The following is a 21,302-nucleotide window of genomic DNA, read 5'->3' as shown; positions in this document are numbered from 1 at the left end:
GGAACCCTCGGCAGTGCGGCCCGCGTTGGGTCCGGTGGGGGCCGAAACGGTGGCGGAAGGTGGCTCGCGATGAACGCGTTCGGCGTGATGATCGGCCTGGTCCTGCTCTTCGGGATCGCGGCGTTCGTCCTGGCCGTGGTCGGTACGGTCAAGGCGGCGAAGGCCGTCGCCACGAAGATCGGGCGGCACGAGGCCAACGCCCGGCGCGCCGTGGAGAACGCCGGCCTCAAGGCGAAGACCTTCACCAAGGTCGGACCGCCCGGCCAGATCGCCGCCGTCCGGCTCGGCCTGCGCACCTCGCTCGACGGCACCCGGCAGGTGCTGGAGAGCGGCCTCCCCCAGGACGGCCAGCTCGGCGAGTCCCTCGCCCTGCTCGGCAGGCTCGACACACACGCCGCCGAACTCGACGGCGAACTGCGGATGCTGGAGCGGGAGCCGGACACCGCGCGGATCGCGGCCAAGCTGCCGGAGCTGCGCGAGCGCGCCGAACGGATCACCCACTCCGCGGAGACCATGCGCTGGGCCGCGCAGGACCGGATGCACCGGTTCGCGGACGACGAGCTGAGCCGGCTCAGCCAGGAGTGCGAGAGCGAGGCGGGGGCGCTGCGGCACTGGGACACCTCGGGGGAGTCGTCGTCCGCGTCCTCCTCCGGGGGCTCCGCTGCTGGCGCTGCCGCCTCTGGCTCCTCTGGCTCCTCTGGCTCCGCGTCCGCGTCTGCGGGTACGCGGTCAGGGGCGGCCTCCGGCGGTGCTGCGCGGGCCGGGCTGACGGAGGGGAAGGGGCGCCCGAGCTCGGAGGAACTGCTCGGGCTCGCCGACCCGCTGGCCAAGCTGGCCCAGCGGCTGCGGAAGCCGTCGGCAGGGCCGACGGCGGGCTGAGCACCCCGCGTCGGGTGCCGCGGCCGTGTTTCGGCAGGTGCTGCGCGGTTGTTCCGGCGGTGCCCGCGGGGCCCTTCGGGGCTCGCACCCGGGCGCTGTCCTCCCGGACGAACGGGGAGTAATCTCCGCCTCATGCCCTCTGACCTCGCACTTGTCACCGACTCCACGGCCTACCTGCCGCAGGAGACCCTCGACCGGTACGGGATCACGGTGGTCCCGCTGAGCGTCGCGGTCGGTGACGCGGTCCTGTGCGAAGGCGTCGAGATCTCCCCCAAGGACGTCGCCGAGGCGCTGCGCGACAGGCAGCGGGTGACGACCTCCCGACCGAACCCCGAGGCCTTCGCCGCCGCCTATCGGGCCGCCGCCGAGGCCGGGGCGAAGGGCATCGTCTCGGTGCACATCTCCGGCGAGCTGTCCGGCACGGTGGAGGCCGCCCGGCTGGCGGCCGCCGAGGCGCCGGTACCCGTGCGGGTGGTGGACAGCCGTCTGGTCGGCATGGCCCTCGGATACGCGGTGCTGGCGGCGGCCGAGGCGATCGCGGCCGGGCGGGACCTGGCGGCGGCGGCCGAGGGCGCCACCCGGCGGGCGGCCGTGACCAGCGGATTCTTCTACGTCGACACCCTGGAACACCTGCGCAGGGGCGGCCGGATCGGGGCGGCGCGGGCGCTGCTCGGGTCGGGGCTGGCGGTCAAGCCGCTGCTGCACCTGGACGGGGGGCGCATCGAACCGCTGGAGAAGGTGCGCACCGCGTCGCGGGCGATCGCGCGCCTGGAGGAGATCGCGGTCGAGCGGTCGGGGGGCGGGGAGGTCGACATCACCGTGCACCACCTGGCGGCCGAGGAACGGGCCGAGCCGCTCGCGGAGCGGCTGCGGGCCCGGGTGCCGGGGCTGCGGGAGCTGTACGTGGGCGAGGTGGGGGCGGTGATCGGCGCGCACGTCGGGCCGGGGCTGCTCGCGGTGGTCGTCGCGCCGCGCCGCGCCGCGCTGAGTTGAGCTGAGCTGAGCGGGCCGGGCGCGTCGCGTCGCGTCGCGGGCTCTGGTCAACTCTTCGCGATACCGATCACTCGTGTGAGTGATCTGTTTTGTCCACAACCCCCGAGTTGTCCACAGGGGTTCGGTAATTTCTGCGAACTCTGCCGAGGACTCCTACCGTCCTCGGCATGACGACCATGGGCCTGGGCGCGGCGAAGCGCCACGAGATCAACGAGACCGTCCGGCTGCGGATGGCGGCGCTGCTGCCGAGCGGCGGTGGCAGCGCCGTGGGCGATGGGGCAGGGGCAGAGGCCGGGGTCGGCGGGCCGGTGGGCTCCGGTGCCGCGGTGGGCGCGCTCGCGTCGACCGGGCCGCCTTCGGGCGCGGTTCCGTCCGGGGCGGGGGAGCGGCCTCCGCCGGCGGGGCCTGCGCCGCCTGTGCCACCTGCGCCGTTGGAGCCGGTCAGGGCGGGCGGTGACGCGGATCCGCCGGAGCCGGGGGCCGGGTCTGGCCTTCGATTCGGCTCGGCGATGGCGCTCGACCGGCGGGCTGTGGCCGGGTTGGCCGTTCTGCTGCTGTTCGCGGTCGGCTACGCCGTGCAGCACTTCTGGCTGGCCAGACCGCAGGCGGTGGCCGTGCCGGCGTTGGCCTCCGCCCTGGGCTCACCAGTTTCACCGGTCTCACCGGATTCACCGGGGGCGGAGGGGTCGGCGGGGGCAACATCCGCATCCGTGCCGGCTCCGGCATCGGGCCCGGCCACCGTCTCGGCGGCCGACCTCGTCGGCCCCGGGAGCGGGGCGGTCGTCGTGGTCGACATCGGCGGGCGGGTGCACCTCGCCGGCCTGCACACCCTGCCCGGCGGCTCGCGGGTGGCCGACGCCCTACGGGCGGCGGGCGGTCCGCTGCCGGAGACGGACACCCGAAGCCTCAACCTGGCCCGGGTACTGACGGACGGTGAACAGATCCTGGTCGGCGAGCCGGCTCAGGCCTCCGCCCCGGGCGCCGGAGCAGGCAACGGACCGCCGGCGGCCGGCACGCCCAGACCGCCCGTCAGCCTCAACCGCGCCGGCCTCGAACAGCTCGACACCCTCCCCGGCGTCGGCCCGACCCTCGCCCAGCGCATCCTCGCCTACCGCACGTCGCACGGCTCGTTCCGCACGCTCGACCAGCTCCGGCAGGTCAGCGGCATCGGGGCGCGCACGTTCGCGGAACTCCGTCCGCTGCTGACTCTTTGACCTCCCCGCCCGTCCCCTTGCCCGCCTGTTCTCCCGCCCATCCGTCATGGTCCGTCGTCGTTCGTCCGTCGCCGCCACCCGTCGAAGGGAGGTACCGCCATGCCCGCCACCACCGAACCGAACCTGCCGAACCGCTCCACCGGTGCCGACTTCCGGCTGCTGCTTCCCGCCGTCTCGGCCTGGGTGGTGACGGCCGCGCTCCTCGGCCTGGAGCCGGGGTACGACGTCCTCGCCTTCGTTCTGGCGGGTGCCGCCGCGCCGGCGGCCGTCCTGCTGCTCGTCAGGCCCGCGCTCCTGCGCCGACGCGCGGCGGCGGTGACCTTGGCCGCCGTCCTGCTCACCGGAGCCGCCGCCGCGGTGGCGACCCCGCTGCACACCGCCGATCTGCACCGGGGGCCGCTGCCGGAGCTCGTCCGAGCGGCCGAGCACGCCCCGCCGCGGTCCCCGGGCGAGCCCGCTCGGGTGGTGGAGGCCGAGCTGACCGTCGCCGGGGACCCGAAGACCCACGCGGCCCGGGGCGGGACCACCGGCGGGCAGACCCTCCTCACCGTCGACGCGGTGGCCGACCGGGTCACGCTCCTGCCGGACGGGCGGAGCACCCGGACGCGGACCCCGGTGACCGTCATGGTCCGAGGCGCGGAATCCGGGCCCTGGCAGGGGCTGCTCCCGTCGGAGCGGCTGGCGGTGGAGGCCGAGGTGCGGCCCGCAGGAGACGGCTACGACACCGAGTGCGCGGCGCTGCTGGTCGTCCACGGCCCGCCCCGGCACCTCGCGCCGCCGAGCCTGCCGCAGCGGATCGCCGGGCGGCTGCGTGCCGGTCTGCGCACGGCCAGCGACGGGCTCCCGCCGGACGCGCGCGGCCTGCTCCCGGGCCTGGTCGTGGGGGACACCTCGCGACTGCCCGACGACCTTGAGGACGCCTTCCGGGCCACCGACCTGGTGCACCTGGTGGCGGTGAGCGGGGCCAACCTGGCGATCGTCCTCGGCGCGCTGCTGGGCGCCCCGGGGCAGGCCGGCACCCCGGAACGGCGCGGGCTGGCCGCGCTGCTGGGGCTCTCGCTGCGCACCAGTGCGCTGCTCGGGACGGCGCTGACGCTGGCCTTCGTCGCCGTCTGCCGGCCGGAGCCCAGCGTCCTGCGCGCGGCCGGGACGGGGCTGATCGGCATGCTCGCGCTGGCCACCGGCCGGCCCCGGCAGGCGGTGCCGGCGCTCGCCGGGGCGGTACTGGTGCTCGTCCTGCTCGACCCGTTCCTGGCGCGTTCCTTCGGATTCCTGCTCTCGGTGCTCGCCACGGCCGGGCTGCTCGTCCTCGGGCCGCACTGGGCCGAGGCGCTGCGGTCCCGGCGCTGGCCGCACCACCTGGCGGGTGCCCTGGCGGCGACGGCCGCCGCCCAGGCCCTGTGCGCGCCGGTGACGGTGGTGCTGTCCGGGCACGTCAGCCTGGTCGCGATCCCGTGCAACCTGCTGGCCGAACTGGCGGTGGCCCCGGCGACCCTGCTCGGCTTCGGGGTGCTCGTGCTGCAGCCGCTCCTCCCGGACCTGGCCCGCCTGCTCGCGGAGCCGGCCGGCGTGCCGGTCGGCTGGCTCGCCCTGGTGGCGCGGCGCGGTGCCGAACTTCCGGGCAGCCAAGTCTCCTGGCCGGGCGGGTGGTTCGGGACGGTGACGGTCGCGCTGGCCACCCTGGCGGCCTGCTGGGTGATGCCGCTCCTGCTGCCACGGCGAGTGCCGTCCGGCAAGCCCGTCCGCGTTCGGCGGCGGTGGGTGCGGGCGCTGGTGACGGGGGTCCTGCTCGTGGTCCTGCTGGCCGTGCTGCTGCGGCCACCGCAGCTCACCCGGATCGCGACCGGCTGGCCGCCGCCGGGGTGGCGGATGGTGATGTGCGACGTGGGCCAAGGGGACATGCTGGTGCTCGCGGCCGGTGCGCCGGACAGCGCGGTGGTGGTCGACGCGGGGCCGGATCCGAACGCCGCTGACAGGTGCCTGCGGGATCTGGGTGTCTCGGAAGTGCCGCTGTTGGTGGTGACGCACTTCCACGCCGATCACGTCGAAGGTGTGCCGGGGGTGGTCCGGGGCCGCCGGGTCGGAGCGATCGAGGGCACGACCCTGGACGATCCACCGGGTGAGGCGGCCCGGGTAGCGGGCTGGGCGGCCGGTGCCGGAGTCCCGCTGCTGCGTGCGGGGCGCGGTGAACGGCGCTCGGTGGGGCCGGGGTTGTCCTGGGAGGTGGTCTGGCCCGACGCCGGGGCGGCTGTCGAGGCGCCGGGGGCGAACAACGCGAGCGTCGCGCTGGTGGTGACGGTGGCGGGCGGACTGCGGATGGCGTTGCTCGGTGACCTCGAACCGCCTGCCCAGTCGGCGCTGCTGGGCCGGTTGGGGCGGGTGGACGTCCTGAAGGTGGCGCACCACGGATCGGCACATCAGGACTGGGCTTTGACCGGTGTGTTGCGTCCCCGGCTGGCGTTGATCTCGTGCGGCGAGGGAAACGCGTACGGGCATCCGTCCGTGCGGACGGTGGACCGGCTGCGCGCGCTGGGCGCGAGTGTGCTGCGCACCGATCGGGTGGGTGACATCGCGGTGACGGGTGGCTCGCCGGCCGTCCTCGGGGTGTCCGTGCACCCGCAGGCGGCGCACGAGGCGCGCAAGCCCCGCTCGCACGCTGCGGACGGAGCGTCCGACTCCCGTACCGGGCGGGGCCCGCACACCCCGCGAGCCCCGCCCGGCTGACCCCGCCCTCCTCTCCTCCCAGCCATCGGGTGGGGAAGGGAAAGGGGTGGGGAGGGGGGAGGGGAGGGGGGCGGGGCCCGGAGAATGATTGCGGCGCGCTCCGGGCCCCGCCCGGAGCGCGCCGCAGTACGGGCACCTGCGGTGGTGCGTCGCACTCGACCATCAAGCGCGAGCTGTTGGCAGGGCCGACCGGGTCAGCCTTCCTCGCGCCAGCCCTCGTGCTCGACGGCGATGGCGTCCAGGGCGCGCAGCAGGGCCGGGGTCCAGCCGTCCTCCGGGGGCTCGACGACGACCAGCCACTGGGCGTCCTCGGCGTCGTCCTCGCCGGCCAGGGCGTCCCGGACGAGGTCGAGCTCGCCGAGGTTGGGGTGGGCGGCGCTGAGCTCCTCGGAGGCGTCCTCAGCGGCGTCGCGGTCGGGCAGGACGAGCAGTTGCCGGGCGTGCGGGTCGTTGACGTCCGGCAGGTCGGTGGTGTGGTTCTCGGTCACCGGACCATTGTCCAGGTCGGGTGACCGGCGCGGTCGGGCAGGTCGGGTCCGGCAGGCCGGGTCGGGCAGGTCGGGCAGGTCGGGCGGGAGAGGCAGGACCGGAGGGCCGGGGGCCGGGGTCGCCCCGGGCGGGAGTGTCCGTGCCCCGTGGGATGCTGGTAGGCGATGGCCAGGAAGAGTGCACCCGACGACCTGCTCGCCCCGCTGACCCTCGCGGTCGGCCAGGAGGAGCTGCTGCTGGACCGCGCGGTCGCCCAGGTGGTGGCGGCGGCGAAGGCGGCGGACCCGGACACCGACGTGCGGGATCTGCCGCCCGGCGGCCTGCAGCCGGGCAGCCTGGCCGAGCTGACCACGCCGTCGCTGTTCTCCGAGCGCAAGGTGATCGTGGTGCGGGCCGCGCAGGACCTCTCCGCCGACTCGGTGAAGGAGGTCAAGGCGTACATCGAGGCGCCGGCCGAAGAAGTGATCATGGTGTTGGCGCACGCGGGCGGTGCCAAGGGCAAGGGCCTGCTGGACGCCGGGCGCAAGGCGGGCGGTCGCGAGGTGGCGTGCGCGAAGCTGACCAAGGCGAACGAGCGGCTGGCCTTCGTCCGGGGCGAGTTCCGTACGCTGGGCCGCTCGGCGACGCCGGAGGCCTGCCAGGCCCTGCTGGACTCGCTCGGCAGCGACCTGCGGGAGCTGGCGGCCGCGTGCAGCCAGCTCACCTCGGACGTCGAGGGCGCGATCGACGAGACGGTGGTGGCCCGCTACTACAGCGGCCGGGCCGAGGCGACGGGCTTCGAGGTGGCCGATCTGGCGGTCACCGGCCGGGCCGCGGAGGCGCTGGAGCGGCTGCGCTGGGCGCTGGCGGTGGGCCAGCCGCCGACCGGCATCACCTACGCGCTGGCCTCCGGCGTGCGCAGCATCGGGCGGTTGGCGACCACCGGGCGGAACATGCGTCCGGCCGACCTGGCCCGCGAGTTGGGCATGCCGCCGTGGAAGGTCGATCGGGTGCGCCAGCAGATGCGCGGCTGGACGGGCGACGGGGTGGCCACCGCGCTGACCGCGATCGCCCAGGCCGACGCCGCCGTCAAGGGTGGTTCGGACGATCCGGCCTTCGCGCTGGAGCGCGCGGTGGTGGCCGTCGCCCGGGCGGCCCGGGCCGGGTCCCGCCCGGCGTACTAGCGGCGGCGCGGCCACCGAGCCGGACCCGAGCCGGACCCGGCTACCCGCTTGCCCGGTCACCGAACCGGACCCGCCCGCCACCGCCTACGCGCCCATCGAGCGGACGGCCTCCCCGGCGTCGGCCCGCAGCGCCGTCCGGAGCCCCGCTCGCGCGTGACCGGTCGACGACGAGCGGCCGGGCCACGGAACGCGACAGGCGCCGCAGTGGGCCTCTGGGGAGAGGCCGACTACGGCGCCTGTCGTACTGCTTCGTACACCGCACCCGCGTGGCGAACGCAGGCCGCGTGCGGTGCGAGTCTCGCGCGCCTCAGGGGTCCGGGTAGAGGGCCGGGTCCGTCCCGAGGCGGTGGGGGCCGAGGCCCCCGAGGCGTCAGGCCTGGACGGCCGCGTTGACGCGCTTGGTGATGGCCGACTTCTTGTTGGCGGCCTGGTTGGCGTGGATGACGCCCTTGCTCACGGCCTTGTCCAGCGCCTTGGAGGCGGCGCGGGCCAGCACGGTGGCCTTCTCGGTCTCGCCGGCGGCAGCGGCCTCACGGGCCTTGCGCAGGGCGGTCTTCAGCGAGGACTTGACGGCCTTGTTGCGCAGGCGCGCCTTCTCGTTGGTCTTGTTGCGCTTGATCTGGGACTTGATGTTCGCCACGAAGGAGCCTCAGTCTTGTCTAAAAGGATTGAACGGGCTGCACCGCGCGGCCACCGGGCAGCTGAGAGGGCATGCCGGGGCCAGGTGCAGCAGCCCACGCTACCAGGGGCCCGCCACCCGCCCCAAACCGGGCGCCCGGCCCCGCAGTGGGTCGCCTACGCACTGAGCACCGGCTCCCCGTAGTGCTCGACCTCCGGGAACGGCCGGTAGAAGCGGTGCAGCAGCTCCCGCCAGCGCCGGTACTCGGCGGAGCCGCGGAAGCCCTCGGTGTGGTCCGTGAGCGTCTCCCATTCCACCTGGAGGAGGAATCGCGAGCCGCGTCCTTCGTCGAGGCAGCGCCGCAGTCGCAGGGAGCGGAAGCCCTGCTGGACGGCGATCAGGGGCCGGGCCTCGGCGAAGGCGGCGAGGAACTCGTCCTCCTGGCCGGGCAGGACGTCGAGCAGTGCGCTTTCGAGGATCACGGGGTGCCATCCTGCCGCCTGGCGCGGGCCCGGAGAAGGTCCGGGCGGACCGAACGGCGGCTCGCGCCGTGGTCGTGGGAGGATGGGAGGAACTATTTCGATCGGACGAGACTGTCCGGTCCCCGGGAAAACCGGTCAGCGATGACCAGGACACCCCCGGCCCCGGACCAACGGAGAATCGGACCAAGGTGCCCGCGACCCCCAGCAATGTGCCAGAGCCCAGCCGTACCGACCCGGCGCTGATCCGCAACTTCTGCATCATCGCCCACATCGACCACGGCAAGTCGACGCTCGCAGACCGGATGCTGCAGATCACGGGCGTCGTCGACCCGCGGCAGATGCGCGCCCAGTACCTCGACCGCATGGACATCGAGCGCGAGCGCGGCATCACCATCAAGTCGCAGGCGGTCCGCCTCCCGTGGGCGCCGAACACCGGTCCGAGTGCCGGGACGACGCACATCCTCAACATGATCGACACCCCCGGCCACGTGGACTTCACGTACGAGGTGTCCCGCTCCCTCGCGGCCTGCGAGGGCACCATCCTGGTGGTCGACGCGGCCCAGGGCATCGAGGCGCAGACCCTCGCCAACCTGTACCTGGCGCTGGAGAACGACCTCACGATCGTCCCGGTGCTGAACAAGATCGACCTGCCGGCCGCCCAGCCGGAGAAGTACGCGGCGGAGATCGCGCACATCATCGGCTGCGACCCCTCGGACGTGCTGCAGGTCAGCGCCAAGACCGGCCTCGGCGTCGAGGACCTGCTGGACCACATCGTCAACACCGTCCCGGCCCCGGTCGGCGTCAAGGACGCCCCGGCCCGCGCGATGATCTTCGACTCGGTGTACGACTCCTACCGCGGCGTGGTCACCTACGTGCGTGTCGTGGACGGGCAGCTCACCAAGCGCGAGCGGATCGCGATGATGTCCACCGGCGCCACCCACGAGCTGCTGGAGATCGGCGTCATCTCGCCCGAGCCGAAGGTCGCCGACGGCCTGGGCGTCGGCGAGGTGGGCTACATCATCACCGGCGTGAAGGACGTCCGGCAGTCCAAGGTCGGTGACACCATCACCTCGATGCACAAGGGTGCGACCGAGGCGCTGGGCGGCTACAAGGAGCCGCGCCCGATGGTGTTCTCCGGCCTGTACCCGCTGGACGGCTCGGACTACCCGCTGCTGCGCGACGCCCTGGACAAGCTGCGGCTGAACGACGCCGCGCTGGTGTACGAGCCGGAGACCTCGGTCGCGCTCGGCTTCGGCTACCGCTGCGGCTTCCTCGGCCTGCTGCACCTGGAGATCATCCGGGAGCGCCTGGAGCGCGAGTTCAACCTCGACCTGATCTCCACCGCCCCGAACGTGGTCTACCGGGTGATCATGGAGGACGGCACCGAGCACACCGTCACCAACCCGAGCGAGTTCCCGACCGGCAAGCTCGCCGAGGTGTACGAGCCGGTCGTGCGCGGCACCATCCTGGCGCCCAACGAGTTCGTCGGCGCGATCATGGAGCTCTGCCAGTCCCGCCGCGGCAACCTCCAGGGCATGGACTACCTGTCCGAGGACCGGGTCGAGCTGCGCTACACCCTGCCGCTCGCCGAGATCGTCTTCGACTTCTTCGACCAGCTGAAGTCCAAGACCCGCGGCTACGCCTCGCTCGACTACGAGCCCATCGGCGAGCAGTCCGCCCAGCTGGTGAAGGTCGACATCCTGCTGCACGGCGACGCGGTGGACGCCTTCTCCGCGATCGTGCACAAGGACAAGGCCTACGGCTACGGCGTGATGATGGCGGGCAAGCTGCAGAAGCTGATCCCGCGCCAGCAGTTCGAGGTGCCGATCCAGGCGGCCATCGGCTCCCGGGTGATCGCCCGTGAGACGGTCCGCGCGATCCGCAAGGACGTCCTCGCCAAGTGCTACGGCGGTGACATCTCGCGTAAGCGCAAGCTGCTGGAGAAGCAGAAGGAAGGCAAGAAGCGGATGAAGATGGTCGGCCGCGTGGAGGTCCCGCAGGAGGCCTTCATCGCCGCGCTGTCCACCGACGCCGAGGCGCCGAAGGAAAAGAAGTAACCACAGGCGCGTGAGAGGGGCCCGGGCGGACAACCGCCCGGGCCCCTCCTCGTTCTCCCCGCCGGAGCGGGCCATCGCGGCGCGCCGCGGACGAGGAGCCGGGGCGGTTGTCCGCCCCGGCTCGGCACGCGGTGTGCGACGGTCAGTCCACCTCGGCCACGGCCTCCGCGAACTGCGCCTGGTACAGTCGCGCGTAGGCGCCGTCCGCGGCGATCAGCTCGTCGTGCGAGCCCTGTTCGACGATCGAGCCGTTCTCCATCACCAGGATCACGTCGGCGTCCCGGATGGTGGAGAGCCGGTGCGCGATCACGAAGCTGGTGCGGCCGGTGCGCAGCCGGGCCATGGCCCGCTGGATCAGCACCTCGGTGCGGGTGTCGACGGAGCTGGTCGCCTCGTCCAGGACGAGGATCGACGGCTGGGCGAGGAACGCCCGGGCGATGGTGATCAGCTGCTTCTCGCCCGCGCTGACCCCGGCGCCGTCGTCGTCGATGACGGTGTCGTAGCCGTCCGGCAGGGTGCGCACGAAGCGGTCGACGTGGGCGGCCTTGGCGGCCTCGACGACCTGCTCGCGGGTGGCTCCCTGGGCGCCGTAGGCGATGTTGTCGGCGATGGTGCCGCCGAACAGCCAGGTGTCCTGGAGCACCATGCCGATGCCGGAGCGCAGTTCCTCGCGGGACATCGCGGAGACGTCGACCCCGTCGAGGGTGATCCGCCCGGAGCTGACTTCGTAGAACCGCATCAGGAGGTTGACCAGGGTGGTCTTGCCGGCGCCGGTGGGGCCGACGATGGCGACGGTCTGGCCGGGTTCGACCTTGAGCGAGAGGTCCTCGATGAGCGGCTTCTCGGGGTCGTAGCGGAAGGACACGTCCTGGAAGGCGACCCGGCCGTGGATGGTGTCGGGCCGCTCGGACACGGCCGGCTCGGGGGTCTGCTCGGGGGCGTCCAGCAGTTCGAAGACGCGCTCGGCGGAGGCGACCCCGGACTGCACCAGGTTGGCCATGCTGGCGACCTGGGTGAGCGGCTGGCTGAACTGCCGCGAGTACTGGATGAACGCCTGCACGTCGCCGATGGACAGCGCGCCGCTGGCCACCCGCAGGCCGCCGACGACCGCGACCAGCACGTACTGCAGGTTGCCGATGAGCATCATCGCGGGCTGGATGATTCCGGAGATGAACTGCGCCCGGAAGCTGGAGGTGTACAGCGCCTCGTTGTGCTCGCGGAAGGTCTCGGCGGACTCGCGCTGGCGGCCGAACACCTTGACCAGGGTGTGGCCGGTGTACATCTCCTCGATGTGCGCGTTGAGTTGGCCGGTGGACTTCCACTGCTGGACGAACTGGGGCTGCGCCCGCTTGCCGACCTTGGCGGCGACGACCACCGACAGCGGCACCGAGACCAGGGCGATCGTCGCCAGCAGCGGGGAGATCCAGAACATCATCGCCAGCACGCCGACCACGGTGAGCAGCGAGTTGACGACCTGTCCCATGGTCTGCTGCATGGACTGGCTGATGTTGTCGATGTCGTTGGTGACCCGGCTGAGCACCTCGCCGCGCGGCTGCTTGTCGAAGTAACTGAGCGGCAGCCGGGCGAGTTTGGCCTCGACGTCCTGGCGCAGCCGGTAGCCGGCCCGCTGGATCGCCGCGGTGGCCAGCCGGCCCTGGACGATGCCGAACAGGGCGGAGGCGAGGTAGATGACCAGCACCCAGAGCAGGACGGTGCCGATGGCGCCGAAGTCCATGCCCTGGCCGGGGGTGAAGTCCACTGAGGAGAGCAGGCCGGCGACGCCGCCCTCGCCGTGGGCGCGCAGCCCTTCGACGATCTGCGCCTTGGAGGTGCCGGGTTCGAAGCGGGCGCCGACGACGCCGGCGAAGATCAGGTCGGTGGCGTTGCCGAGGACCTTGGGGCCGGTGACGGCGCAGCCGATGCTGAGCACGCCGAGGGCCAGCACGCCGGAGATCAGGTTGCGTTCGGGGCGCAGCAGGGAGAGCAGTCGTTTGCCGGAGCCCTTGAAGTCCATGGACTTCTCGGTGCCCTGGCCGCCCATGAAGCGGCCCGGTCCGGCGGGGCCGCGGCGGGCGGCGGCGGCCTGCGAGTCGCTGGGCAGTTCGTCGGCGGGGTCCGCGGTCCTGGTGTCCGGGTCGGGCTCCGCGGGGTCCGCGGTTCTGGTGTCCGTGGTTCCGGGGTCCGCGGCCTCGGGGTCGGCTGTCGCGGTGTCCGCGGTCCTGGTGTCCGCGTCGGGCTTGCCGGGGGTGGTCACGCCGCCTCCTGCTCGGTGAGCTGGGAGAGCACGATCTCCCGGTACGTCGGGTTGTCGGCCATCAGTTCGTGGTGGGTGCCGGTGCCGACGACCGCGCCTTCGTCGAGGACGATGATCCGGTCGGCGTCGCGGATGGTGGAGACGCGCTGGGCGACGATCAGCACGGTGGCGTCGGAGGTCTCGCGGGCGAGGGCCTTGCGCAGCCTGGCGTCGGTGGCGTAGTCGAGCGCGGAGAAGGAGTCGTCGAACAGGTAGACGTCGGGCCGGCGGACCAGGGCCCGGGCGATGGCCAGGCGCTGGCGCTGGCCGCCGGAGACGTTGCCGCCGCCCTGGGCGATGGGGGCGTCCAGGCCTTCGGCCAGTTCCTGGACGAAGTCCTTGGCCTGGGCGATCTCCAGGGCGTGCCAGAGTTCCTCGTCGGTGGCGTCGGGCCGGCCGTAGCGGAGGTTGCTGGCGACGGTGCCGGAGAACAGGTAGGGCTTCTGCGGGACGAGGCCGACGCTCTCGGCGATCGCCTCGGGGGCGAGTTCGCGCACGTCGACGCCGTCGAGCAGGACCTGGCCGGAGGTGGCGTCGAAGAGCCGGGGCACGAGCCCGAGCAGGGTGGACTTGCCGCTGCCGGTGGAGCCGATGACGGCGGTGGTCTCGCCGGGGCGGGCGGTGATGGCGATGCCGCGCAGCACCGAGGCCTCGGCGCCGGGGTAGCGGAAGTCGACGTCGCGCAGTTCCAGGTTGCCGCGGCGCAGCACCTCGGTGATCGGCGCGGCGGGCGGGACGACGCTGGAGGAGGTGCCGAGGACCTCCTCGATGCGCTCGGCGCAGACCTCGGCGCGCGGCACCATCATGAACATGAAGGTGGCCATCATGACGCTCATGAGGATCTGCATCAGGTAGGAGAGGAAGGCGGTGAGCGCGCCGATCTGCATGCCGCCGTTGTCGATCCGGTGGGCGCCGAACCAGAGCACGGCGACGCTGGAGACGTTCACGACCAGCATCACGGCCGGGAACATGAACGACATCAGCCGGCCGACCTGGAGGGCGGTGTCGGTGAGGTCCCCGTTGGCCTTGGCGAAGCGGGCCTGCTCGTGGTCGTCCTTGACGAAGGCGCGGATGACCCGGATGCCGGTGATCTGCTCGCGCAGGACCCGGTTCACCGTGTCGATCCGGGTCTGCATGCTGCGGAACTTGGGGCGCAGCGAGCGGACGAGGAGGACGACGACGGCGCCGAGCAGCGGGATGACGGCGAGCAGCAGGCCGGACAGCGGCACGTCCTGGTTGAGGGCCATGATGATGCCGCCGACGCACATGATCGGGGCGGCCACCATGAGCGTGAAGCTCATCAGGGCCAGCATCTGGACCTGTTGGACGTCGTTGGTGGTCCGGGTGATCAGCGAGGGGGCGCCGAACTGGCCGACCTCGCGGGAGGAGAAGCTCTGCACCCGGTCGAAGACGGCGGCGCGGACGTCCCGGCCGAAGGCCATGGCGGTCTTGGAGCCGTAGTAGACGGCGCCGATCGAGCAGAGCGCCTGGACCAGGGTGATGCCGATCATCACCCCGCCCACGCGCAGGATGTAGCCGGTGTCGCCCTTGACCACGCCGTCGTCGATGATGTCGGCGTTGAGCGTCGGCAGGTAGAGCGCCGCCAGGGTGGACACCAGTTGGAGCCCCACGAGCAGCGCGATCGGTCGGGAGTACGGGCGCAGGTACGCCCTGAGGAGTCTGATCAGCACTGGCACACTCTTGTCGTCGACGGGTGGATTCGCATCCCGATTCTCGTTCTTTGGTGGACTCGTACAGGAGATTCACGAGTTGTGGATCGCAGGTTTGCCCAGTCCTTTGCCGAACCGTACGGCGGGCCCGATTGCCCGGGTTCACCGGGGCGCGGGCGGAGTCGTCGTCGGGCACCGGTGGCGCGGCGGTGTGCCGGCCGGGCCCCGCCCTCTTACGGAATGACCGGTTTCCCCCTAGGCTGCTGATTGCCCCCTTGTTACTCGCCGGTATCGCCCGGGTTGACCGGGGGCCCGGCGGCCGCCCCCACGGGCGCCGAAACCATCCCTCAGACGGCCACCCGCCCCCGGAGGTCCTCGTTGAGTTCCGCGCAGTCCCTGATCGACTCCGGCAGTGCCGACTTGGTCGCCGGGCGTCCCGCCTCCGTCGCCCACCTCTTCCTGGAGCGGGTCGCCGCCACCCCGAACACCGAGGCCTACCGCTACCCGGCCCCGGTCGACGAGCACGCCGCGGACAGCGCCCCGGGCGCCGAGCAGTGGCGCTCGCTCACCTGGGCGCAGACCGCGGCCCGGGTCAGGGCGGTGGCCGCCGGCCTGATGGCGCTCGGCATCCAGCCGGAGGACCGGGTGGCGCTCGCCTCCTCCACCCGGCTCGAATGGATCATCGCCGACCTCGGGAACATGTGCGCGGGTGCCGCCACCACGACCGTCTATCCCAGCACCAACGCCGATGAGACCGCGTTCATCCTCTCCAACTCCGGTTCCAGGGCGCTGTTCGCGGAGAACTCCGCCCAACTCGCCAAGGCCGTCGGCCAGCTCGGACAGCTGCCCGAGCTGCGGACCGTCATCCTGTTCGACGCCCCCGAGGCCGGCGCCGCCGAGGCCCCCGGCACTGGTACCCCCGGGGCCGAGGGCCTGAACGCCCTCACGGTGCTCACCCTCGCAGAGCTGGAGCAGCGCGGCGCCGAGTACCTGGAGCAGCACCCGGACGTGGTCGAGAAGACCGTCGCCGCGCTCGACAAGGAGCAGCTGGCCACCCTCATCTACACCTCGGGCACCACCGGCCGCCCCAAGGGCGTGCGCCTGGTGCACGACTGCTGGGCGTACGAGGCCCGCGCCCAGGAGGCCAGCGGGCTGCTGCGCTCCGACGACGTCCAGTTCATGTGGCTGCCGCTGTCGCACGTGTTCGGCAAGACGCTGATCTCCGGTCAGATCGCCACCGGCCACGTGATGGCCGTGGACGGCCGGGTCGACCGGATCATCCACAACCTGCCGGTCATCCGGCCGACCGTGATGGCCTCGGCGCCGCGCATCTTCGAGAAGGTCTACAACGGCATCGCCGGCCGGGCCCGGGCCGAGGGCGGCGCCAAGTACAAGATCTTCCGGTGGGCCGCCAAGGTCGCCCGCGAGCACGCCCGCGCCGTCCAGGAGAGCCGGATCGCCACCGGCGCCGGCACCGCCCCGCTGGGCCTCAGGCTCCAGCACGGCCTGGCCGACAAGCTGGTCTACGCCAAGATCCGCGCGGCCTTCGGCGGCCGGCTGCGCGGCGCCGTCTCCGGCAGCGCCGCGCTCGCGCCCGAGATCGGCTACTTCTTCCTCGGCGCCGGCGTGCCGATCCTGGAGGGCTATGGCCTCAGCGAGACCAGCGCCGGCTCCTGCGTCAACCGTGAGGAGGACATCCGGATCGGCACCGTGGGCCGCCCGCTGCCCGGCACCGAGGTCCGGATCGCCGAGGACGGCGAGATCCTGCTGCGCGGCCCCGGCGTCATGCGCGGCTACCACGACCTGCCCGAGAAGACCGCCGAGGTGCTGGAGGCCGACGGCTGGTTCCACACCGAGGACATCGGTGAGCTCGGTCCCGACGGCTTCCTGCGGATCACCGACCGCAAGAAGGACCTGTTCAAGACCTCCGGCGGCAAGTACGTCGCGCCCAGCGAGGTCGAGGGCAGGTTCAAGGCGGTCTGCCCGTTCGTCAGCAACATCCTCGTGATCGGCAACGGCCGCAACTTCTGCACCGCGCTGATCGGCCTGGACGAGGCGGTCATCATGCCGTGGGCCGCCGAGCACGGGCTGCAGGGCAAGTCCTACGCCGAGGTGACCGCCGACCCGCAGGTGCACCAGCTGATCGAGGGCTTCGTCAAGCGGCTCAACGCCGACCTCCAGCGCTGGCAGACGATCAAGAAGTTCCACCTGCTGCCGCGCGATCTCGACATCGAGCACGGTGAGCTCACCCCGAGCCTGAAGATCAAGCGCCCGGTGGTCGAGCGGACCTACGCGGACGCCGTCACCGCGATGTACGCGGGCGCCAACGAGGCCTGACCGGCCCCGCCCCCGTACGGCTCACCGGTTCGGGTGAGCCGTACGGGACAATGGGGTCATGCCCTCCGCACTCCCCGACGGCGAACCGGTGCCGTCCGACGGTTCCCTGCCCGCATCCGCCCGCACCGGACTCGGTCAGCGGCCGTTCGGCTTCTACCTGCACGTGCCCTACTGCGCCAGCCGCTGCGGCTACTGCGACTTCAACACCTACACCGCCACCGAGCTGCGCTCCTCCGGGGCGGTCGCCTCCCAGGAGACCTACGCGGACAACGTGGTCGCCGAGATCCGGCTGGCCCGCCAGGTCCTCGGCCCGGTCGACCTGCCGGTGCAGACCGTCTTCCTCGGCGGCGGCACCCCCACCCTGCTGCCCGCCCGCGACCTGGTGAAGATGCTGGCCGCGCTGCGCGAGGAGTTCGGGCTCGCCGACGGCGCCGAGGTCACCACGGAGGCCAACCCGGAGTCCGTCGACCCGGCCTACCTGGCCGAACTGCGCGAGGGCGGCTACAACCGGATCTCCTTCGGCATGCAGAGCGCCCGCCCGCACGTCCTGAAGCTGCTCGACCGCCACCACACCCCGGGCCGCCCCGAGGCCTGCGTCGCCGAGGCCCGCGCCGCCGGCTTCGACCACGTCAACCTGGACCTCATCTACGGCACCCCCGGCGAGTCCGACGACGACTGGCGTGCCTCCCTGGACGCCGCCATCGGCGCCGGGCCCGACCACGTCTCGGCGTACTCCCTGATCGTCGAGGACGGCACCAAGCTCGCCGCCCGGGTCAAGCGCGGCGAACTGCCGATGATCGACGACGACGTGCACGCCGACCGCTACCTCATCGCCGAACAGGCCCTCAGCGCCGCCGGCTACACCTGGTACGAGGTCTCCAACTGGGCCACCACCCCCGAGGGCCGCTGCCGCCACAACGAGCTGTACTGGACCGGCGCCGACTGGTGGGGCGCCGGCCCGGGCGCGCACAGCCACGTCGGCGGCGTCCGCTGGTGGAACGCCAAGCACCCCGCCGCCTACGCCCAGGCCCTCGCCGAGGGCCGCACCCCGGCCCTGGGCCGCGAGGTGCTCGCCGAGGAGGACCGCCGGGTCGAGCGCATCCTGCTGGAACTGCGCCTCGCCGAGGGCATCCCGCTCACCCTCCTCACCGACACCGGCCGCCACGCCGCCGCCCGCCACCTCGCCGACGGCCTCCTCGCCGCCGGGCCGTACGCCGGGGGCCGCGCCGTCCTCACCCTCCAGGGCCGGCTGCTCGCCGACGCGGTCGTACGTGACCTGGTGGACTGACATTCGTTACCGTGGGTGTCAGCCGTCGGAGGGAGCGTGCGATGACCGCCATCGATGATCGGATGACCGGGATCTTCGAGAACCTGGAGGTGCCGGAAGGCATCAAGGCCGAACTCATCAGGGGGGAAATCGTGATGATGGCGGGGCCTGACATGGTCCACAACCTCATCGTCCTGGCGATTCAGCACCAGCTTCCGTACGGTCGGTGGCGTCCCCTCACGACCCAGGACCTGGGGATCCCCGGCCAGGCGAGCGAACCCCAGCCCGACCTGGTCGTCTTCGAACGCGGGGCGGTCCAGGAGCACGGACGACTGCTGCCGTCGCCCGCCGTCACCCTGGTGGTCGAGGTGGTGTCGAAGACCAGCGTCGATCGTGATTACCGGACCAAGCGGGAGCTCTACGCCGAGGGCTCCGTCCCCGCGTACCTGATCGTGGACCCGATCAAGGGGGTCTGCGTGCTGTTGACCGAGTTGGGCAGGGATCCCGGGTCCGGCCTCCCGAGGTATATGTCCGAGCGGACCAGCAAGTTCGGCGAGCCCGTCCCCGTCGGCCTGCTCGAGATCGATCTGGACACCACGGACTTTCAGCAGTACGTCTGATCGGCCTCACTCCGGAACCGTCACGAAGTCGATCAGCTCCTCGACCTTGCCCAGCAGTTCCGGCTCCAGGTCCTTGTAGCTGTCCACCGTGGAGAGGATCCGCTTCCAGGCGGCGGGGGTGTTCACCGGCCAGCCGAGGCGGCGGCAGACGCCCTCCTTCCACTCCTCGCCGCGCGGGACGGCGGGCCAGCCGGCGATGCCGACGGAGGCGGGCTTCACGGCCTGCCAGATGTCGATGTAGGGGTGGCCGACGACCAGGACGGCGTCGCCGGTGACCTGGGCGGCGATGCGGTGCTCCTTGGTGCCGGGGAGCAGGTGGTCGACCAGGACGCCGAGGCGCCGGCCCGGGCCGGGGGCGAAGTCGGCGACGATCGCGGGCAGGTCGTCCACGCCCTCCAGGTACTCGACGACCACGCCCTCGATCCGCAGGTCGTCGCCCCAGACCCGCTCGACCAGTTCGGCGTCGTGCCGGCCCTCGACGTAGATCCGCGACTCGCGGGCGACCCGGGCCCGGGCGCCGGGGACGGCGACCGAGCCGGAGGCGGTGCGGCCCGGCGTACGGGAGGGGGCGGGGCCGGCCGGGCGCACCAGGGTGACCGTCCGGCCCTCCAGCAGGAAGCCGCGCGGCACCAGCGGGAACACCCGGAGCTTGCCGAAGCGGTCCTCCAGGGTGACGGTGAAGCCCTCGGCGGTCTTCTCGCAGCGCACCACCGCGCCGCAGAAGCCGGTGGCGGCCTCCTCCACCACCAGGTCCCGTTCGGCGGTCACCTCCGGGGCGGGCTGCTGCTTCTTCCACGGCGGGGTCAGGTCGGGTCCGTACTGGCGGCTGCGCATGAAAGCGACTATACGGACGGACCGTCAGAGGCCCGGCGCGCCCCAGACCGGGAACCAGCGGCTGAGGTCCTTCTCCAGCCGGAGGTCGTTCCCGAGCATCGCGTTGACCTGGAGCTCCAGCGGGCTGTTGCGCCGCTCCCCGCCGCCGGGCATCGGGGCGAAGGGGTAGAAGGTGCCGCGCTTGTAGAGGTAGACCAGGGCCAGCGACTGCCCGTCCGGGTTGCGGAAGCCGACCAGCGAGCAGAGCAGCTGCGGTCCGAAGCCGTTCGCCTCCAGCTCGCTGTTGACCGCGTGCAGGTCGTTGACCAGGTCCGGCAGTTCCTCGGGGGTGTGCCGGGCGAGCAGCCAGGAGTAGCCGTAGCCGTCCTTGGAGGCCTCCACCGGGACGCCGCCGCGCTCGGTGTCGGCGTCGAGCAGCGCCCGCACCTGCTGTTCGACCTGGCCGAAGGCCGCGCCCTCGACGGCGGCGAAGCAGACCGAGCCGAGCCCGGTGGGGGTGAACCCGGCCGCGGCCTCCAGGGTGAGAGCGGCGGACGGGACGCCGAACAGCTGGTCGAGGTCGGGCTTGACGGGCTTGGTGCGCCCGAACAGGGTGTCCAGGATTCCCACGGCGGTCCTTTCGGAGGAGGGAGTCGGGAGGAGTCGGGAGGGCCGCAGGAAGGCGGCTGGGGCCGGGGCCTCAGCGGCCGAGCTGCTCGGAGATCTTCGCCAGCTCCGCGAGCCGCTTTTCCAGCGTCGGGTGGGTGGAGAACAGCTGCGAGGCGGTCTCCCGGGCGCTCAGCGCGGGGGCGAAGTAGAAGGCGTTGTAGGGCTGTGCCTGGCGCAGGTCCTTGCTGGGGATGGCGGCGATCTGGCCGGTGACCTTGGTGAGCGCGGAGGCGAGGGCGCTGGGCCGGCCGGTGAGCTGGGCGGCGGCGCGGTCGGCGGCGAGTTCCCGGTAGCGGGACAGGAGCCGGGTGAGCAGGAAGCTGATGGCGTAGACGAGCATCGACACCAGCGGGATGACCAGGGCGACGATGGCCGCGTTCTGGTCGTTGTTGTTGCGGTTGCCGCCCATGAACCCGCCGTACATGGCGATCCGGGTCATGGCCCCGGCGAGGACGCCGAGGAAGCCGGCGATGGTCATCACCGCGACGTCCCGGTGGGCGACGTGGGACAGCTCGTGGGCGAGGACGCCCTCCAGTTCCTCGGGTTCCAGTCGGCGCAGCAGGCCGGTGGTGACGCACACCACGGCGTTCTGCGGGTTGCGGCCGGTGGCGAAGGCGTTCGGCATGTCGTTGTCGGCGACCGCCACCCGGGGTTTGGGCATGTCGGCCAGCGCGCAGAGCCGGTCGATGGTGCCGTGCAGTTGCGGGTACTGCTCAGGGGTCACCTGGTGGGCGCCCATCGCCCGTTCGGTGATCTTGTCGCTGAACCAGAACTGGGCCACGAACAGCCCGCCGGAGATCAGGACGATCAGTGGCCAGGCGCCGCGCAGCAGCACGATCAGCAGACCGGTGAAACCGACGTACAGCAGCCCGATCACGAACATGGTCACGACCATGCGGCCGGTCAGGCCGCGGTCGGGCGCGAAACGGGTGTGCTGGCCCGAGCTCGACATCGCTTGCTCCTCCATTCGCCGTCGTCTTCGATGCTGCCACCCGGACGGCCCCACGGCACCA

Annotated in this window: 17 protein-coding genes; 9 read left to right on the top strand and 8 right to left on the bottom strand. The window is 72.5% G+C overall.

Going from position 1 to position 21,302, the window contains the following annotated elements:
- Positions 1-69 precede the first annotated feature (69 nt).
- The 4 genes from ACIQVZ_RS01630 to ACIQVZ_RS01615 all read left to right on the top strand — a co-directional run bounded on the left by ACIQVZ_RS01630 (position 70) and on the right by ACIQVZ_RS01615 (position 5,810).
- Positions 70-879, top strand: coding sequence for a hypothetical protein (locus tag ACIQVZ_RS01630; protein WP_402446253.1), 810 nt, complete (start codon positions 70-72; stop codon positions 877-879).
- A 132-nt stretch (positions 880-1,011) separates the two neighbouring features.
- The gene (locus tag ACIQVZ_RS01625; protein ID WP_402446250.1) at positions 1,012-1,872 is read left to right on the top strand and encodes a DegV family protein; all 861 of its coding nucleotides are present in this window, start codon (positions 1,012-1,014) and stop codon (positions 1,870-1,872) included.
- A gap of 167 nt (positions 1,873-2,039) precedes the next feature.
- On the top strand, positions 2,040-3,086 hold the full coding sequence (locus ACIQVZ_RS01620; protein WP_402446247.1) for a helix-hairpin-helix domain-containing protein: 1,047 nt from the start codon (positions 2,040-2,042) through the stop codon (positions 3,084-3,086).
- Positions 3,087-3,185: 99 nt separating this feature from the next.
- A complete protein-coding gene (locus ACIQVZ_RS01615) occupies positions 3,186-5,810 on the top strand; it encodes a ComEC/Rec2 family competence protein (RefSeq protein ID WP_402446244.1) in 2,625 nt (874 codons plus the stop codon).
- Between the two features lie 194 nt (positions 5,811-6,004).
- Here the strand turns inward: ACIQVZ_RS01615 and ACIQVZ_RS01610 are convergent, their stop codons facing one another.
- Positions 6,005-6,298 carry a hypothetical protein gene (locus ACIQVZ_RS01610; RefSeq protein WP_402446242.1) on the bottom strand — a complete coding sequence of 98 codons (294 nt, stop codon included), beginning with the start codon at positions 6,296-6,298 and terminating at the stop codon, positions 6,005-6,007.
- A gap of 165 nt (positions 6,299-6,463) precedes the next feature.
- Between ACIQVZ_RS01610 and holA the strand changes: the two genes are divergently transcribed.
- Complete coding sequence (holA, locus tag ACIQVZ_RS01605) at positions 6,464-7,462, top strand: DNA polymerase III subunit delta (RefSeq protein ID WP_350878231.1); 999 nt, start codon at positions 6,464-6,466, stop codon at positions 7,460-7,462.
- Between the two features lie 370 nt (positions 7,463-7,832).
- On the opposite strand, the gene rpsT is transcribed toward holA, so the two are convergent.
- Together rpsT and ACIQVZ_RS01595 are read right to left on the bottom strand one after the other, a co-directional pair.
- Complete coding sequence (gene rpsT / locus ACIQVZ_RS01600; protein WP_350878230.1) at positions 7,833-8,102, bottom strand: 30S ribosomal protein S20; 270 nt, start codon at positions 8,100-8,102, stop codon at positions 7,833-7,835.
- Between the two features lie 155 nt (positions 8,103-8,257).
- Positions 8,258-8,563 (bottom strand): antibiotic biosynthesis monooxygenase, encoded by a 306-nt coding sequence (locus tag ACIQVZ_RS01595; protein ID WP_350878228.1) that lies wholly within the window; start codon positions 8,561-8,563, stop codon positions 8,258-8,260.
- Between the two features lie 188 nt (positions 8,564-8,751).
- Between ACIQVZ_RS01595 and lepA the strand changes: the two genes are divergently transcribed.
- Positions 8,752-10,620: a translation elongation factor 4 gene (gene lepA, locus ACIQVZ_RS01590; RefSeq protein ID WP_402446239.1), complete on the top strand. Its 1,869-nt coding sequence runs from the start codon at positions 8,752-8,754 to the stop codon at positions 10,618-10,620.
- A 142-nt stretch (positions 10,621-10,762) separates the two neighbouring features.
- Here lepA and ACIQVZ_RS01585 read toward each other — a convergent pair whose 3' ends face one another.
- A complete protein-coding gene (locus tag ACIQVZ_RS01585) occupies positions 10,763-12,661 on the bottom strand; it encodes an ABC transporter ATP-binding protein (protein WP_402446386.1) in 1,899 nt (632 codons plus the stop codon).
- Between the two features lie 209 nt (positions 12,662-12,870).
- Positions 12,871-14,604, bottom strand: coding sequence for an ABC transporter ATP-binding protein (locus ACIQVZ_RS01580; RefSeq protein ID WP_350878225.1), 1,734 nt, complete (start codon positions 14,602-14,604; stop codon positions 12,871-12,873).
- Between the two features lie 357 nt (positions 14,605-14,961).
- Between ACIQVZ_RS01580 and ACIQVZ_RS01575 the strand changes: the two genes are divergently transcribed.
- From ACIQVZ_RS01575 to ACIQVZ_RS01565, 3 genes are read left to right on the top strand one after another with little or no spacing between them, the layout of a single operon-like run.
- Complete coding sequence (locus ACIQVZ_RS01575) at positions 14,962-16,920, top strand: AMP-binding protein (protein WP_350878224.1); 1,959 nt, start codon at positions 14,962-14,964, stop codon at positions 16,918-16,920.
- 58 nt (positions 16,921-16,978) lie between these two features.
- Complete coding sequence (hemW, locus tag ACIQVZ_RS01570) at positions 16,979-18,208, top strand: radical SAM family heme chaperone HemW (RefSeq protein WP_402446235.1); 1,230 nt, start codon at positions 16,979-16,981, stop codon at positions 18,206-18,208.
- Between the two features lie 41 nt (positions 18,209-18,249).
- Positions 18,250-18,807, top strand: coding sequence for a Uma2 family endonuclease (locus tag ACIQVZ_RS01565; protein ID WP_350878222.1), 558 nt, complete (start codon positions 18,250-18,252; stop codon positions 18,805-18,807).
- Positions 18,808-18,813: 6 nt separating this feature from the next.
- Here the strand turns inward: ACIQVZ_RS01565 and ACIQVZ_RS01560 are convergent, their stop codons facing one another.
- The 3 genes from ACIQVZ_RS01560 to htpX all read right to left on the bottom strand — a co-directional run bounded on the left by ACIQVZ_RS01560 (position 18,814) and on the right by htpX (position 21,241).
- On the bottom strand, positions 18,814-19,641 hold the full coding sequence (locus tag ACIQVZ_RS01560; protein ID WP_400332343.1) for a DUF3097 domain-containing protein: 828 nt from the start codon (positions 19,639-19,641) through the stop codon (positions 18,814-18,816).
- Between the two features lie 24 nt (positions 19,642-19,665).
- Complete coding sequence (locus tag ACIQVZ_RS01555) at positions 19,666-20,250, bottom strand: hypothetical protein (protein ID WP_350878220.1); 585 nt, start codon at positions 20,248-20,250, stop codon at positions 19,666-19,668.
- A gap of 70 nt (positions 20,251-20,320) precedes the next feature.
- Positions 20,321-21,241 (bottom strand): zinc metalloprotease HtpX, encoded by a 921-nt coding sequence (htpX, locus tag ACIQVZ_RS01550; protein ID WP_350878219.1) that lies wholly within the window; start codon positions 21,239-21,241, stop codon positions 20,321-20,323.
- Positions 21,242-21,302 lie beyond the last annotated feature (61 nt).

The sequence above is a fragment of the Kitasatospora sp. NPDC098663 genome (assembly GCF_044760075.1).
In the GTDB taxonomy this organism is placed as follows: Bacteria; Actinomycetota; Actinomycetes; order Streptomycetales; family Streptomycetaceae; genus Kitasatospora.
The sequence above is the reverse complement of the archived record's forward strand: the minus strand, read 5'-3'. Positions and strand labels throughout refer to the sequence as shown.